Annotated in this window: 12 protein-coding genes, 1 tRNA gene and 1 pseudogene; 10 read left to right on the forward strand and 4 right to left on the reverse strand. The window is 62.6% G+C overall.

Annotated features, from left to right (window positions below; genetic code table 11):
- Positions 1-11 precede the first annotated feature (11 nt).
- The 4 genes and pseudogenes from VR71_RS15170 to VR71_RS15185 form a co-directional block, all read left to right on the forward strand.
- On the forward strand, positions 12-902 hold the full coding sequence (locus tag VR71_RS15170) for a TRAP transporter small permease subunit (RefSeq protein ID WP_045685571.1): 891 nt from the start codon (positions 12-14) through the stop codon (positions 900-902).
- Positions 903-916: 14 nt separating this feature from the next.
- On the forward strand, positions 917-3274 hold the full coding sequence (locus tag VR71_RS15175) for a TRAP transporter large permease subunit (protein ID WP_045685548.1): 2358 nt from the start codon (positions 917-919) through the stop codon (positions 3272-3274).
- A gap of 182 nt (positions 3275-3456) precedes the next feature.
- Positions 3457-3546 (forward strand) — tRNA-Ser (locus tag VR71_RS15180).
- Positions 3547-4269: 723 nt separating this feature from the next.
- Positions 4270-4890, forward strand: a pseudogene (locus VR71_RS15185) (transposase); the annotation flags it as partial.
- 81 nt (positions 4891-4971) lie between these two features.
- On the opposite strand, the gene VR71_RS15190 reads toward VR71_RS15185, so the two are convergent.
- Positions 4972-5859 (reverse strand): GntR family transcriptional regulator, encoded by an 888-nt coding sequence (locus VR71_RS15190; protein WP_296430461.1) that lies wholly within the window; start codon positions 5857-5859, stop codon positions 4972-4974.
- A 103-nt stretch (positions 5860-5962) separates the two neighbouring features.
- Between VR71_RS15190 and VR71_RS15195 the strand changes: the two genes are divergently transcribed.
- The 4 genes from VR71_RS15195 (at position 5963) to VR71_RS15210 (ending at position 9325) form a co-directional block, all read left to right on the forward strand.
- Positions 5963-6346 carry a DUF997 family protein gene (locus VR71_RS15195; protein ID WP_045685550.1) on the forward strand — a complete coding sequence of 128 codons (384 nt, stop codon included), beginning with the start codon at positions 5963-5965 and terminating at the stop codon, positions 6344-6346.
- A 40-nt stretch (positions 6347-6386) separates the two neighbouring features.
- Complete coding sequence (gene panF, locus VR71_RS15200) at positions 6387-7892, forward strand: sodium/pantothenate symporter (protein ID WP_045685552.1); 1506 nt, start codon at positions 6387-6389, stop codon at positions 7890-7892.
- 80 nt (positions 7893-7972) lie between these two features.
- Entirely contained in the window at positions 7973-8689 is a 717-nt protein-coding gene (locus VR71_RS15205) for a haloacid dehalogenase type II (RefSeq protein ID WP_045685554.1), read from the forward strand.
- Positions 8690-8692: 3 nt separating this feature from the next.
- Entirely contained in the window at positions 8693-9325 is a 633-nt protein-coding gene (locus VR71_RS15210; RefSeq protein ID WP_045685557.1) for a glutathione S-transferase N-terminal domain-containing protein, read from the forward strand.
- A gap of 325 nt (positions 9326-9650) precedes the next feature.
- Here the strand turns inward: VR71_RS15210 and VR71_RS15215 are convergent, their stop codons facing one another.
- The 3 genes from VR71_RS15215 to VR71_RS15225 are packed head-to-tail and all read right to left on the reverse strand — an operon-like array spanning position 9651 to position 11826.
- A complete protein-coding gene (locus VR71_RS15215; RefSeq protein ID WP_045685560.1) occupies positions 9651-10052 on the reverse strand; it encodes a bacteriophage-like protein in 402 nt (133 codons plus the stop codon).
- Positions 10049-11374 carry a recombinase family protein gene (locus tag VR71_RS15220; RefSeq protein ID WP_045685562.1) on the reverse strand — a complete coding sequence of 442 codons (1326 nt, stop codon included), beginning with the start codon at positions 11372-11374 and terminating at the stop codon, positions 10049-10051. Before VR71_RS15220 ends, VR71_RS15215 begins: the two co-directional genes overlap by 4 nt.
- Positions 11371-11826, reverse strand: a complete 456-nt coding sequence (locus tag VR71_RS15225; protein ID WP_045685564.1) for a DUF2924 domain-containing protein — start codon at positions 11824-11826, stop codon at positions 11371-11373. The genes VR71_RS15220 and VR71_RS15225 overlap by 4 nt, the downstream gene beginning before the upstream one ends.
- A gap of 390 nt (positions 11827-12216) precedes the next feature.
- Between VR71_RS15225 and VR71_RS15230 the strand changes: the two genes are divergently transcribed.
- Entirely contained in the window at positions 12217-14466 is a 2250-nt protein-coding gene (locus VR71_RS15230; RefSeq protein ID WP_045685566.1) for a hypothetical protein, read from the forward strand.
- Between the two features lie 78 nt (positions 14467-14544).
- Complete coding sequence (locus VR71_RS15235; RefSeq protein ID WP_045685569.1) at positions 14545-14790, forward strand: hypothetical protein; 246 nt, start codon at positions 14545-14547, stop codon at positions 14788-14790.
- Positions 14791-14930 lie beyond the last annotated feature (140 nt).

Below are 14930 nucleotides of genomic sequence, written 5' to 3' on the forward strand. Positions count from 1 at the left end.
AGGGGGACAAGATGCTGGACGCAGTTCTCTGGATTTTCCAGAATATCGGCATGGCCTTTTACAATCTGGCCTATGCCATCAGCCATCCCGCAAGCTGGCTGGATTGGTCCAACAAGGAAGCGATCATGCGGGTCGTCTATTATGGCGGTTCGGTCGAGTTCTTCTTTGTTGTGTTCGTGACCTTTCTGGTGCTCACCGGGGTGGGCCTGTGGAAAAACGGCTTTATGTGGGGCTGTGTGCGCGGGCTGGAGGGGTTGGCCAATACGGTCGGACGCTTTGCCGCCTGGGCGGGGCTTATCATGGTGTTCCAGCAGATCATCATTGTGTTCATCCAGCGTATCTTTGCCCGTCCCGATCTGGTGATCGGCTTCGGTATCCCGCTGCAATTCGACGTCAGTTGGTATTCCGAAGAGCTCAAGCTCTATAACGCGCTGATTGTCACGCTCTGTGCCACCTATACGTTTGTTCAGGGCGGCCATGTGCGGGTGGACCTGATCTATGCGCCCGTCAGCCATTCCGCCAAGAAGGTGATCGACATGGCGGGCAGTCTCATTTTCATGATGCCGATGGCGGTGCTGACCTGGATGTATGGCTGGTTCTTCATGTGGCGGCATCTAATCGTGCCGAACCCTTCGGCCAGTGAGCCGCTGGACCGGCTGTTGATGAAATCCCGTGCCCTGCGCTGGAATGTGGAAACCATCGGGTTCAGCCCCAACGGGTTCAACGGTTATTTCCTGTTCAAGGTGTTGTTGGTGCTCTTTGCGGGCATGGTGTTCCTGCATGCGATGGCGTTTTTCTGGCGATCATATCTGGAATACAAGGAAGGCCCCGACAGTCTGGGCAAATACCTCGACCGCGACACGCTGGGCGAGGGTGAAGAAGCCTTTGAAGGCACACATTAAAGGGGCAGGGACCAATGTTATTCGGACTGGACGGGGTCGAGATCGGGCTGATCATCGTATTTCTGTGCCTCTTTGGAGGTATTCTATCGGGCTTTCCTGTGGCCTTTGCCATTGGCGGGGCGGGGATTGTGGCGTTTGGCATCATTGCCGGGCTCGACAGCGCGGGGCTGCTTATCCATCAGGCCATCGACACGTCGAGCGAGGCGTATAGTGCCATCGTGGCCAGTGGTGTGCGGCCCGACGCCGTGTCAGTTTTCCGGTATCCGGATTTGCCGCGCGCGGCGCAGCCGGTGTTTCCGCTGGGCTGGGAAGTGGCGCTGGATCGCAACGTGTCTTTCCTTGTGAACCGGATCAACGAGCGCGTTCTGGCGGGGGCGTCCATCGAGACATTGTTGGCGGTTCTGATGTTCGTGATGATGGGGATCACGCTGGAACGCTCCAAGATCGCGAATGATCTCTTGACCACCATGGCGCGGGTCTTTGGCCCGCTGCCGGGCGGTCTTGCGGTGTCGGTCGTGGTGGTGGGCACCTTTCTTGCGGCCTCGACCGGGATCGTGGGGGCGACCGTGGTGACGATGGGCCTGTTGAGCCTGCCCACGATGCTGCGCGCGGGCTATAGCCCGCAATTGGCGACGGGGGTCATCGCGGCGTCGGGCACCTTGGGGCAGATCATTCCGCCCTCGATTGTCATCGTGCTCTTGGGCACGCTGGCAGGCGATCTCTATTCGGTGGCACAGGAGAACCGGGCGCTGTCGGCGGGATGCACCGATGCGCTGACCTATCTGGGTGAGCCTGCGGTGGTGTCTGTGGGCACGCTCTTTCAGGCGGCGCTCTTGCCGGGGATATTGCTGGCGGTGCTCTATGGGCTCTATGCCTTTGGCTATGCGCTGGTGAACCCGTCCAAGGCACCGGCCGTTCAGGTCGCCGGTGGCACGCGCGGCGAGGTGATCACCCGTGGCGAGGGGTTCACATGGTTCCTCGGTGTGCCGGTGGCCGTGATTGCCGGGGTGATGCTGCTCTCGACGCTGGGTGTGGTTGGCAGTCAGGGCCTGATTGTCGACAGTTTCAGCGATCAGGGCGAGTCCGCGTCCTTGCGCACCAATGTGAGCCCCGACTGTCAGGCGGCGATGATCGAATTGCACGGTCAATCGAAATGGGATGCGGCGGTGGCAGAGCAACAGGGGATTGACGCCGCCGGTGGCGTGACCGCGAGCGTGCGCCTGACGCCCGAGGAAATCGCCGCGCTGCGCGTCCAGAAAGAGGCGGATGCCGCCCCTATCGGCACGGGCGTGGCGACATTGATGGTGATGTTCGCCCTCACCTTGGCGGTGGGCCGGGGCGTGGCGCCGTCGGCCAATCCGGCACCGCTCTTGATCGGGGCGTTCGGAATCCTGCTTGGACTTTTGGTGGATATCACACTCATCCGACCGTCGACCTCAGCGGGGGTTACGGTGCTTTTGTTGCTCATCCCGCTGGCGATGGCCTGTTATGGCTGTGCTCATGGTGCGGTGCGGATGGCCAAGAACGAGCTCATCCGTGTGGTCTTTCCGCCGCTGGTGCTGATCGTGGCGGTGCTGGGGTCGATCCTGGGCGGGATCACCAACCCGACCCCGGCGGCGGCGCTGGGGGCAGGGGGGGCCATCATGCTCGCGGCCTATCGCAAGCTGCGTGATCAGGACCGGTCGCCCAAGATCATCATTCTGGCCACGCTGGCGGTGGTGCTGTCGATCCTGATCGGCATCAACTTTGACCTCCGGATCAATCAGGGCGGGGTCAGCTTTGAATCCTGGGTGGCGTTCTTCTTTGCCTATGCCGCCTATCTCTATGCGGTGTTCGGGCTCTTGTTCGCGTGCTGGGTGCTTTATACCGGTGGAGTGCTGAGCCCGGTGGTGCGCGAGACGGCCAAGGTCACGAGCATGGTCTTTACCATCCTGATCGGTTCGCAACTCTTGAACCTCGTGGTGATCTCATTTGGGGGCGAGCATTACATTCAGGAATTCCTCAAGAGCTTTGACAATGAGCTCAAGGTCTTTCTGATCGTGATGCTGGTGCTCTTCATCCTTGGCTTCGTGCTCGATTTTCTCGAGATCATCTATATCGTGATCCCCATCGTGGGGCCGGTGATCTATGGCGGTACCTTTGATCCGAAATGGGTGACGATCATGATTGCGGTCAATTTGCAGACCTCCTTTCTGACGCCGCCCTTTGGTTTTGCGCTGTTTTATCTGCGCGGGGTGGCACCGAAGGAGGTCACGACGGGGCATATCTATCGCGGTGTGGTCCCCTTCGTGCTGATCCAAGTCGGGGCGCTTGGCCTTCTGTGGTTCTTTCCGACGATTGTCACGATTGTGCCAGCGTTGATGGCGAACTGACGCCCAGACCGATGCGCGCCGGGCGCAGGTGGGTTTTGACAGGTGTGGCCGCGCAGGGCCGCACCTGTCAAACCGGTCACGGTTGCCTGGGATGAGGGTTTTGGGGGCGGATGAAACTGATCCTCGAAACAGTCGAAATTTAGCCTTGTAACTCTCCCACATGGGCGGCTATACGCGTCGGCGGAGCTGTGGCCGAGTGGTCGAAGGCGCTCCCCTGCTAAGGGAGTAGGCCCGGAAGGGTCTCGTGGGTTCGAATCCCATCGGCTCCGCCACTTGCCCTTGAGAAACGTTTCTCCCGATCCGGCTTCGGCCGGATTTTTCCGTTGTTTTCGAGGGTTATGCGGGAAGGGCTGAGCACTGCGCCTATTGCGATGGGGGTCAAAAGCGTTCTCTCCGGGGCCGTATTCTCTGAAGCTGATGACTGCGCCGATTTGGTGAATTCTTTGCAAGCTTCTGACATGTCTTGTTTTTTTGTCAGACGTAGTTGAGCACTTCGACGTCAGTGGCGTTCCCCAAAAGGGACTGAAATCGAACTTCCGCTGGCTCAGGTCAGTCGGACGCTGGCAATGGTGATATGCCAAGATCCTTCAGAAAGGCGTTGTGCTTCGCTGTTGGGTTCTAAGCCGGGCGAGGCGGGGTGGTGTGTCCGCCGGTTGTGCCGTACAGCGCGGAGTTTCGGCCGCGGGCGGCTGACGAACTGGCGCTGTTACCGGAGCGGTTAGTGGTCGTCGAAATGGTGGGCGATTATCCGGTGATGCGGGGGCAGGCGCGCGGGTTTGGCGGACCCTGATCGTGAGGCGCGGAACCCGGTTGCGCCAAGGGCTTCTCGAACCTGATGTGTGGACCGGCAAGGTTAAAACTGATGCCTTGGAGCCATTGAGGGCGAAGTGCGCGGAAATCCATCGAGACTCGCGGGAGTGTCCTAAACTCTGTGTATCTGGTCTGGCCCATGCGGGTTTCAGATACGGTCACGCATGACAGCCCTCTGGCCCCATTATCCGGCGGATGTCGGCCTGGTGTTTCCCGAGGCCGGGCGCGGGCGGCGCCGCAAATATCACCTCCCCGACCGCGTTGCCGTTTCCGCCGAACAGATGCTGGGGGACGAGAAATGGCGGAAGGTCAGCTGGAGGCGAGGGACCAAAGGCAGGTTAAATTGCCAGTTCGCGGCAATCCGTGTCCACATCGCCGATGGCCACCGGCATCGCATGGCAGATGGCCGTGTGCAAGCCATGCCCGGTGACGAGGAGGTTTGGCTGATCGGCGAACGCCGGGCGAGCGGCGAACGGAAATACTACGCCTCGAACCTGCCAGCCGATACCAGCCTCAAGGCGCTTGCCGCCGCCGTCAAGGCCCGATGGGTCTGCGAACAGGCGCATCAACAACTCAAGGAGGAGCTTGGTCTCGACCATTTCGAGGGGCGGTCCTGGACGGGTCTTCACCGACACGCGCTGATGACGATGATCGCCTACGCCTTCCTGCAATCCCGTCGCCTCAAGGCCGCGGGACGGGAAAAAAAGAGTCCCCGGACCACCCCCGCAACCAACCATGCCAGCCGTCAGGCAAGCCATCCTCAACGCCTTCGCCAGACCTCCACCACGACGCTGCCCTCATTGTGAAAAGCTCATCGCAGAACGTACAAAAGAAAATCTGCCAAAGTAGTGCTAGACGTTCTCGACCGGCTTCAGCTCGGTCTCTGATCACGGAAAGTCGATCGTGCCTCGGGCGAAGTGCTCCAGGTAGTCGGAAAAGGCATCGGACGCCTCTTCCGCCGCCGCCGGATCCTCACCGGCAATCGCCAGGGCGATTCGGCTGTGGAACATCGCGGTGGCGGCGAAATCGGACCGGTCCGATTGGTGCGCAAACCAGAACCGCCGCGCCAGGGAATCTAGCGGGTCCATAGCGTCGCAGGCGAACGGGTTATGGGTGCATGCCGCCAGGAGGTTGTGGAAATCCTTGTCCGCGGAGACCAGGACCTCCTGGCTGTTCTCGCGCACGGCGCGCTGGAATTCCTCTGCGACGGCGCGCATCGCGGCCCGCTGCTCGGCTCGGGCGCGCTCGGCACCGACCCTCGCCACAAAGCGAGAGATCTCACGGCGAATCTCCAGGACCCGCAGCTGCTGGCCGACATCGACATCGGTCACCACGATGCCGCGGCGGGGAAGGATGTTGACGAGCCCCTCGCGCGCGAGGCGCTGCAGAGCCGCTCCGACGGGCGTGCGACTCACGCCGAGACGCTTTCCGAGCTCGGACTCGGACAGCAGGGCGCCCGGCTCGAGTTCGAGGGTGACGATCATCTCCTCGAGCCTGCGGTACACCTTATCGACGAGCGTGTTCGAGGGAATGGGCCTGCCGACGCCCTGCAGATCGTTCCGGCGCATATCCACGCGAGACGTTCCGTTCTTCCGTATATCCACGCGAGACGTTCCTTTCTTCGTGCTCTCGCCCTGCGCGGAGCGGCCACTTCGAGCGCAGGCCCGACGAGCGAGCGGCGCCGAGCTGATTCGGACGGGCTCCTGTCCGAGAACCGCGCTGAACCAGTTGAGACCAAAGATATATGCCGGCGTCTGGCCCATGTCAAATTTCAACTAGGATTCCTATTGCATCCCATTAGTATACCTGATATTGTGGCGCTGAGGCTCCGGCACAAGGCGCCGGATCGATGGCAATTCAGCGAAAGAGGAGACGCCCATGCCCGAAAAATCGCATGACACCCGCTGGGACACCTACTGGAGGAAGATGGAGGAGGATCCAGACTTCAGGCTATGCAAGCGCGAGGCTCGCCTCGGTGCGCTCACCGGCACGGCATTCTTCGGCTACGTCGTCATCGTCATCTACTTCCTTGGCTTCCGGCGGCAGCCGGACGAGTACAAGATGATTCTGGGGATGCCCGACTGGCTCGTCCTCGGACAGTTCCTGCCGACGGCCGTTCTGGTCGTCGTCGTGTTCGTCTTCGCTAAGCGCGTGATGAAGCCGCTCGCCGAGGAGACCCAGGCCGAGCGCCCCGCGATGCGAACTGAGGCCAGCGACGTGTCTGACACGCCGGCTTCGCTCCCCCCCGCGCGCCAGACCTAGTCCGAGCCCCGTCGGAAATCCTGCAGAGAGAGAGAATCCCATGAACCTTACGGCACAGAACCTGGCTGTCCTCATACCGTTCCTAGTCTACATCGCCGCCGTCGTCGGCCTCGCCGTCTGGGCGCGGCGAAGAACGGCGCGCAATATCGCTGGGGGAAGCGATTTCGAGACCGAGTACTACGTGAGCGGGCGCCAGGAGGGCGCGACCGTGACGATGTTTACCTTCGTCGCGACGGCTGCGAGCGCCGGTGCCTTCATCGGCGTCCCCGCCCTCGGCTATGTAAACGGCTACGGAATCCTCGGCTTCATCGCGCCGCTCATCTTCATGACCTTTCTCTGCATGGTGATCCTCGCCAAGCGGGTGAGCCAGATCGCGCGACGAACGGGCGCCATCACCTTGCTCGACATCCTGAAGTCGCGCTACCAGAGCCCCTGGGTGGTCGTGACCGGCGCCATCGCGATCATCGTCTTCTACATCGCATACATGGTGGCCCAAGCCGTCGCGGGAGCGCTCCTTCTGTCCACGGTCACAGGCCTCCCCTACGTCGCGTGCCTGACGCTCTTTATGGCGACCGTCGCACTTTACACCGCTTTCGGCGGCTTTCGGGCGGTCGCCTATACGGACACGCTCCAAGGCTTCTGGATGGCGGCCGGTATCCTCATCCTGATTCCCGCGGTCATCGTCGCGGGAGGGGGCGTTCCGAACATCACGCAGTCGATGTACGAGATCGATCCAGAGCTCCTGGCGCCCTGGGGGGCGGCCGGCATTCTGCCCGGCGTGGCGATGCTGATGTCGGCCTGGGTTCTGTGGCCGGTGGGCTCGATGGCGCAGCCCGCTCAAGCGGTGCGTTACTTCATGTTCCGGGACTCGAATGCGGCGCACAATGTGCTGATTTGGGGCACGCTGGTGAGCGTGCTATTCTTCACCGTAATCATGCTGGCGGGCATCTGGTCTCGACCGATCCTGGGAGATATCCCGCAGGCTGACCGCGCCATTCCGACCCTGATCATCTCGGTGCTGCCGCTGTGGATCGCCGGTCTGATCCTGGCCGCGCCGTTCGCCGCGATCATGTCCTCGGTCGACAGCTATCTCCTGGTCGCCACCTCCTCACTGATCCGCGACCTGTTCAAGAACTACGTCAGGTCGGACCTTCCGAAGAAGGTGATGACGACAGCGAGCATCACCGTCACGGTGCTGCTCGGCGCGACGGTGTTCCTGCTCTCGCTGCAGCCGCCGAAGTTCCTGGGCATGATCGTCGTCTATTCCTGGGCGGGTCTGGCGGCCGCCTTCCTGGTGCCTTTCGTCGCGGCAATCTATTGGAAGCGGGCCACCACCGCCGGGGGCATCGCCTCGTTGGTCGGCGGGTTCCTCACCTATCTGGTCGTGGATTTGACCCTGAAGCATCCGCTCGGCATCCACACCGTCGTCTGGGCCTTGGCTGCGTCGGTAGTCGGCATGGTGCTGGCGAGCCTCCTGACCCGGCCATCCAGCCGCGACGTGCTCGACGTGTTCTACGGCGTGCCGGCCTATCTGAAGCGCAGATAGGCAGCGGCTCGAGTTCAGGAAACAGGGCCCCGGGTGCGACGCCGCCCCGGGCTTTCAGAAAACCGGCAAGGATAGATAAGATGCTCAACCGCCCGCAAGTCATAATCTTCGACGTCAACGAGACGCTGTTTTCCCTCGATGCAATCGGAGATCGGTTCGCAGAGGCCGGGCTCCCGGCCGAGAATGTCCAGCTCTGGTTCGCCCGGGTGCTGCGCGAGGCCTTCGCACTCGGCTGCCTCGACGCGCGCCGGCCCTTCCGGGAGATCGGCCGCGTCGAGCTTGAAGGCCTGTTAAGCGCGCACGGGGTTGCCGATATCGAGTCGACGGCAAAGCACATTTTCGATGGCTTCGAGCACCTCGATCCGTATCCGGAGGTCCCGGCGACGTTCGAGATGCTCCGGGCAGCCGGTGTGCGGATCGCCACGCTGACGAACGGGCATGCCGAGGTGACGGAGCGCCTTCTCAAGCGCAGTGGCCTCGACGGCTACGTCGAGCGCTGCCTCTCGGTTGACAACGCCGCCCGATGGAAGCCGTTCCCGGAGCCGTATCGTTTCGCCCTCGACGTCTGCGGCGTCGCTGGCTCCGAGGCCGCCATGGTCGCCGTGCACTCCTGGGATCTCGCCGGCGCGAAACGAGCCGGGCTGACGACCGGCTACGCCTCGCGGCTCGAGGGTGGATTCATTCCGTTCTACCCGGAGCCGGATGTCGCTGGCGCCGATCTCGTGGCGGTCGCGGAAGGCCTGCTGGCGTTCGGACGCGACCCCGCCCGCGCAGACGCACGCGCGGAGATGAGCTGAACCATGTTCAGGCTGATCAGCGCCACCAGCAGCCCCTACGCCCGTAAAGTTCGGATCGCCCTGACCGAAAAGGCTCTGCCGTTCGAGCTGATCACCGAGGTGCCCTGGCACAACACGACGCAAACGCCGAAGTATAACCCACTCGAGAAGCTCCCCGTCCTGCTGACGCCGGACGGGGACAGCATCTACGAGTCGAGCTACATCCTCCAATATCTGGAGCTGAAATACCCGGATCCGCCGCTTCTCCCGCCGGATATCGACGGTCTCCTCGCGGCACGCAAGCTGGAGGTTCTATGCGACGGTATCTGTGACGCCTTCGTGCTGATCTTTTTCGAGCGCATGCGTGAGAATGGCCGAAGTGCCGTTTGGCTGGAGCGGCAGCAGCGTAAGATCGATAACGGGCTGGAGGAACTGGCCCGGCTGATCGGGCCGAGGCGTTGGGCGGTCGGCGATCAGCTCGGGCTCGGCGACATAGCCACGGGAACCCTTCTCGCCTATTTCGACATCCGGAACCCGGCGCTCGATTGGCGGAAGCGGCACCCCAACTTGGCTGCCTATTGCGATCGGCTCGCGCAACACCCATCCTTCCGATCGAGCGTTCCGGTCCCGCAGGTCATTAACGAAAAGGTCGTATAGCTGCGGTCCCCGCCCAATCTATGGCGTCACGCGACGGTAACGCCGAGAAAGACGCTCGCCTTTGGGGGATCGAATGGCTCCGATCTTGCCCGTCTCGTAGTGCCCGGGAGATGCATTGTCGGCGAGATGCGCTGGAAAAGGACTGCTGGTCGGCGACGCGTCGGGGCGTGAGATGCTCAACTGAGTTCCTCGTGCAGCTATCGAGGTCGGAACGCCAGCCTCCAATGTGGAGCGAATCAGAGGAACGTGCCGCTCAAGCTGTCAATCGGCGCGCAAAGTCGCCTACCGAATGTCGCACTAGCGCACTAGCGGGGTCACGGATCAGCTACCCTGTAGCATCTGCATCCCACAGTAATCGCTGTTGTTCCCAATCAAAAGGAAACGGTTCAAGCAACCGCGCCAGCGTCACCTCCGGCCCGTGCGTCCCGTCCAGGATCGCCTCAACGATATCCGGTGCCAGCAGGCTCATCCGCAGGACGCGCGTCATATAGGAGGGCGCCAGCTTTTCATGCGTGGCAAGTTCCGCGATGGTGGCGAACTCGCCGGACTCCAGCATCTTCTTCCAGCGAAAGGCACGCGCCAGCGCCTTGACCAGGGTGCTGTCCACGCTGCGTTTCAGGGCAGGAGTACCGGTTGGCAGCTGGATTTCCTTTCGCCCGCCGCGCTTCATCAGGCGGAACGGGACCTGCAGGGTCACGGTCTCCGGCGTCGGCGTCGCGCGGGTCATGCCGCCACCTCGCTATCGCCCGCCAGCATTTCCCGCGCCAGCCCCGCGAGCCCATCGATACGCAGCCGGACGTTCAGGCCTTCCGTACCAATGTCGATCCGCTCGACCAGAAGTCCGACAATGCGGGCCTGCTCGGCCGGAAAAAGTTCGTCCCACAGTGGATCCAGCTGGGTCAGTGCCTCGCGAGCATCGGCCTCGGTGATGTCGGCGGCGTGAGCGCGGGCGGCCTTCCATGTCCCTGCCACGATCTCTGGCTGGCGGAGCACGGCGCGGAGTTGGTCTATCACGGCGGCCTCGATCTCACCCGCAGGCACGCGGCCGACCGGGCACGCCCCAGCGCCATGCTTCAGCACCGTCTGGCTCACATAGTAACGGTAGAGCCTATCGCCCTTGCGGGTGTGCGTTGGCGAGAACGCTGCGCTGTCTGGCCCGAACAACAGCCCCTTCAGCAGCGCGGGCGTTTCGGCGCGTGTGCGGGCTGCACGCTTGCGCGGGCTCTCCTGCAGGATCGCATGGACACGGTCCCACGTCTGGCGGTCGATGATGGCGTCGTGCTCGCCGGGATAGCTGTCGCCCTTGTGGACCGCCTCGCCGATGTAGGCGCGGTTGCTGAGCATGCGGTAGATGTATTTCTTGTCGATCCGGTTGCCGCGCGGCGTCCGGATTCCGCGCGTGCCAACCTCCCGCGCCAGTTCCGTGCAGGACCCGATCTCGAGGAAGCGCGCGAAGATCCAGCGCACATGCGCAGCGGTTTCTTCGTCGACCACCAGCTTCCGGTTCTCGACGCGGTAACCGTATGGTGGCACCCCGCCCATCCACATGCCCTTCTTCCGGCTGGCGGCGACCTTGTCGCGGATCCGCTCGGCCGTCACCTCGCGCTCGAACTGTGCGAAGGACAGCAGGATGTTCAGCGTCAGCCGCCCCATGGAGGTGGTGGTGTTGAACGACTGCGTGACCGAGACGAACGTCACACTGTTCCGGTCGAACACCTCGACCAGCTTGGCGAAATCCGCCAGCGAGCGGCTGAGGCGGTCGATCTTGTAGACCACCACAACATCGACCAGCCCGTCCTCGATATCCTCCAGCAGCCGCTTCAGGCCGGGCCGTTCCAGCGTGCCGCCGGAAATCCCGCCGTCGTCATACTGATCGCGGACTAGCACCCAGCCCTCAGACCGCTGGCTGGCGATGTAAGCCTCGCAGGCCTCGCGCTGGGCGTGGAGCGAGTTGAACTCCTGCTCCAGCCCTTCCTCGGAGGATTTGCGGGTGTAGACGGCACACCGCAGCTTGCGGACAACCTTCGATTTTTCGGGGGGATTGGTCATGTCCGCCCCCTGTGGTTCTTGAGGCCGAAGAAGGTCCATCCGTTCCAGCGGGTGCCGGTGATGGCGCGCGCAATAGCCGACAGCGACTTGTAGGGTCGCCCCTGCCACTCGAAGCCATCGGCGGTGACGGTGACGATCTGCTCGACGCCCTGCCATTCGCGCAGCAGCCGCGTGCCGGTGATCGGGCGTTCGCGATCGGCGCGGATGCTGCGCTTCTTGCTGTCGCCGCCGTCCAGTTCCTCGCCCAGCCGCTCAAGGCGCCGGATCGTCTCCGGCTTCAGCCCGCCATAGGCGAGTTCCTGGATGCGATAAGCGATGCGGCTTTCGAGATAGCGGCGGTTGAACGGCGGCGGCTCGCTGTCGAACAGGTCGCGCCACTGTTGCTTCAGGTCGGGCGTCGGCGTGGTCTTCAACGCGGCCAAGCGCGCGGGGATGGGATCGGGCTTGTTCATGCATTTCTCCGGTGAGTTGGAGTTGCATGACGGCATTGGTCGGGCGGATAGTGTAGGCAACGTTCTCCAGTATTGTCAGATACTTCGTCCCCATCGCGCATCCGCAGCCGAACCAGCCCTAGCGCCAGCAGGCCGCACAGTTCAGCGCGGCGTTCGGCGGCGGTCATCTGGTCGGGAGGTAGCGGATTGGGGCGGTTCATGTCTCGGTGGCCGTGTTTGATGGTGTGCTACCGATCAAAAGCCACCCAGCCGTCCGGGGTGAGACATCTCAGCGGAACGGGATGCGGAAATGCGAACAGGGAGAGAACATCAGGGCTTGCCGATCACGGATTTGTCCACGATTATCGCAGGTTGAATCAATCGAGAGCAGTAGTTCATTGAGGTGAGTTCATGGCGCGCAAAGCATCCCCGATCGGTCCGCATGTTCTGGCGCTGATCGAGGATGCGCGCGTCGACCTCGCCCGAGCTGCCCTTGCCGTGCGCGAGGGCGACAATGAGCCGGAATTCAAGCTGCCTGAGGACGTTCCGGACCTCGCCGACGAAGAAGCGGTCGAGGCGTTTCGGCAAGCACTTGTCGAGACGCTGTCGGATTTCGACCGCGATGACCTGCGACCTGCGGAGCAGCGATCACGAAGGATCCGGGCCCTCGCTGAGAAAAAGGGCGTCACCTCGCTCACCACCATTGTCGAGCAACAACTCGATGAGACACGGTCGCAGGAGTTTCACCGGCAGCCAGATGAGCTCTGCAGAAGCATCTGGGCATATCTCCATGAACGAGAAACCTTCGAGGATGCGGAGAGCTTTCACTTCGCCCGACAGTTCCGCGATCACGGCAAGCTCTACGACGCCTTCGAGGTCGAACTGGAGAACCAGGTAGCCCTCGACGCGGCGGCCATCGACGAAAAGGCGCTGGCGTCCAAGATCAAGGGCATGCTCGAGCTGAAGCCCGAGATATCCTGCACGGTCAAAGCGCTCGATCTGCCTGCCACCGATACGCACCCTGCGTCCATCATGCTGATCGTCCGGCACGGTGGCCCGCTTTCGAGCGTCTACGATCACCGGCAAGACGGACGGCGGGGAACCATCTACTACCGCCCGCCGAACGAGGCGACGTTGATCTACACGCCCTCGATGCGGCAGATCGAGGTCTGCGCGGACAGCCCCGTGGTGCGCCAGACGGTCAGCGACTCCTTCGCCGAAGTTGCGCTCGGTCACGACATCTCCCAGAAGCCGCTGACCTGGAAGCGTTATAATCTTTCGCGCTTCCGCTCTTCGCTTCTCCTGCAGCCCCCTGAGATCGAAGGGTACGCGTTCGAGTTCGCGCGCGTCATCGAAGCCGAGATCCGGCTGGGAACCTGGCGCCGCAAGCTTCAGCTCAAGGTGACGGTCGACGATGATATCCAGGAGGTTGCCGACCGGTATCTCGGGGCGCGGAACATCTTTCGGCGCGCCGAAGCGTTCAGCCGGATCACCATCGCGGTGGCCTACAACCTGATCGGCGATGAGAAGCAGCGGACGCTAAATATCACGATTGCGGGCACGAAGAGCTGCAACCTGCAGAGCAAGCCCGATCCGGAAGAACGCAGCCTCGGCTTCGCGCTGCTCAAGGAATGGGGAATCCTGAGCGCGTTCAGGCAAATCGCGCATGATGACCTTCGCGCGATATTTCCCCAGCTTGTTCAACTCCACGATCGCATCGAGGACGAGGTCAGCGGAAGTTATCTGCTGGAACTCGGGCTTGAACCGAAGCGTCTCATCGAAGGCGGCCTGCTCGAGCGCCGCGACCGTCAGGACGTGGTTCTCATCGAGGACGACGACGTCGACGGTGAAGGCGCCGTCAAGCCGTCGGCGACCGAAGGCATGATCCACGCTGTCGGTCCTTTCGGCGAAGATGTCGGCAAGCGCCCCGCGTCGGATGTCGAGATGTTCGCGGTCAACGCTCAGTGGCTTCACGAGACGCTCATGCGCCTGATGAAGCCGCTGCTGAGCAAGCGGGCGGCGCAGATCCTGGACCCGGACCTGACCCTCGTCGGCGCGATCCAGATCGATGAGGCAGATGTGCCCGTCTATTTCGCCCGACGGCTCAATGATCCGAAAGCGGCGCAGAGACTGGATCTGATGTTGCGCGCGCGGGGCACCGCTGGGGTTGGCATCGTCTTCGCTGCGAGCGAGGAGATGCCGTCACATCTTGGGCCTAACGTCGTCATGCCGCTGCTGTCCCATCTCGCATCGGCGGACGAGAAAATGCTGTTCGCGCGCGACGGAATAGAACTCGCGTACCGAGACGGTCTTTCACTCGCACGCGGGGGCGTGTCCCCGCGGGTGGTTCGGACAGGTAAGCAGTCCGGCACGCTGTTCATTCCTGGCAGGGAGCCGCTTCACCTCGCTGGGAACGATCAACTTACGATCTTCGAGCGCCTGGTGGTCGCAGCCGCGAAAGGCAGTCCCGATGTTCAGGTAAAGGCGCTGATGGAAGGCTTCGAGTCCAGAAGCCCCCAGCAGGCGTTCCGGAAGGAGACCTGGGACAGCATCCGGGATGTCTATATCGGCAAGGGTGCGAAGAACGGATATTGGCGACTGCTACTCACTGCGCAGCCAACCGAAGACGTGACCGAGCCAGCCGAGGAAGCGACCGTCTAACAGCGGTCTAACATGCGGCGGGAGACGGTCTAACAAACCGCTGATTACTGGAAGGGCTCCACATAGAGGAGCACTTCCATGCCGACTCCCTTCCCCCCGCGCCAGGCAGCCCAGACGAGCTGGTCCGGCGCCGCGAAGACCAAGCCCACCACCTCGAACTCGGAATGGCGCTGCACGCGCTGTGACAAGCTGCTCGGCGTCTGCCGGGACGGCCGCATGCACCTGCGCTTCGCGCGGGGGCACGAGTATCTCGTGGGCTTCCCGGTGCAGGCCACCTGCCGGGGCTGCGGCACGCTGAACAACGCGACCGCGCCCGCGCGCTGACGCGCGCATTCACCCAACCCCCTGAAATCGCAGAGACGCGCGACGTCCTGACCTGGCCACGAGAAGGCGCCGGACGCCTGGCCGCAAGGCAGGCGTCCGATGTCCTTCGCGTGGCACGAGATCCGTGATCACCTCATGCA

The organism is Roseovarius sp. BRH_c41 (assembly GCF_000961715.1).
Classification (GTDB): domain Bacteria; phylum Pseudomonadota; class Alphaproteobacteria; order Rhodobacterales; family Rhodobacteraceae; genus Roseovarius.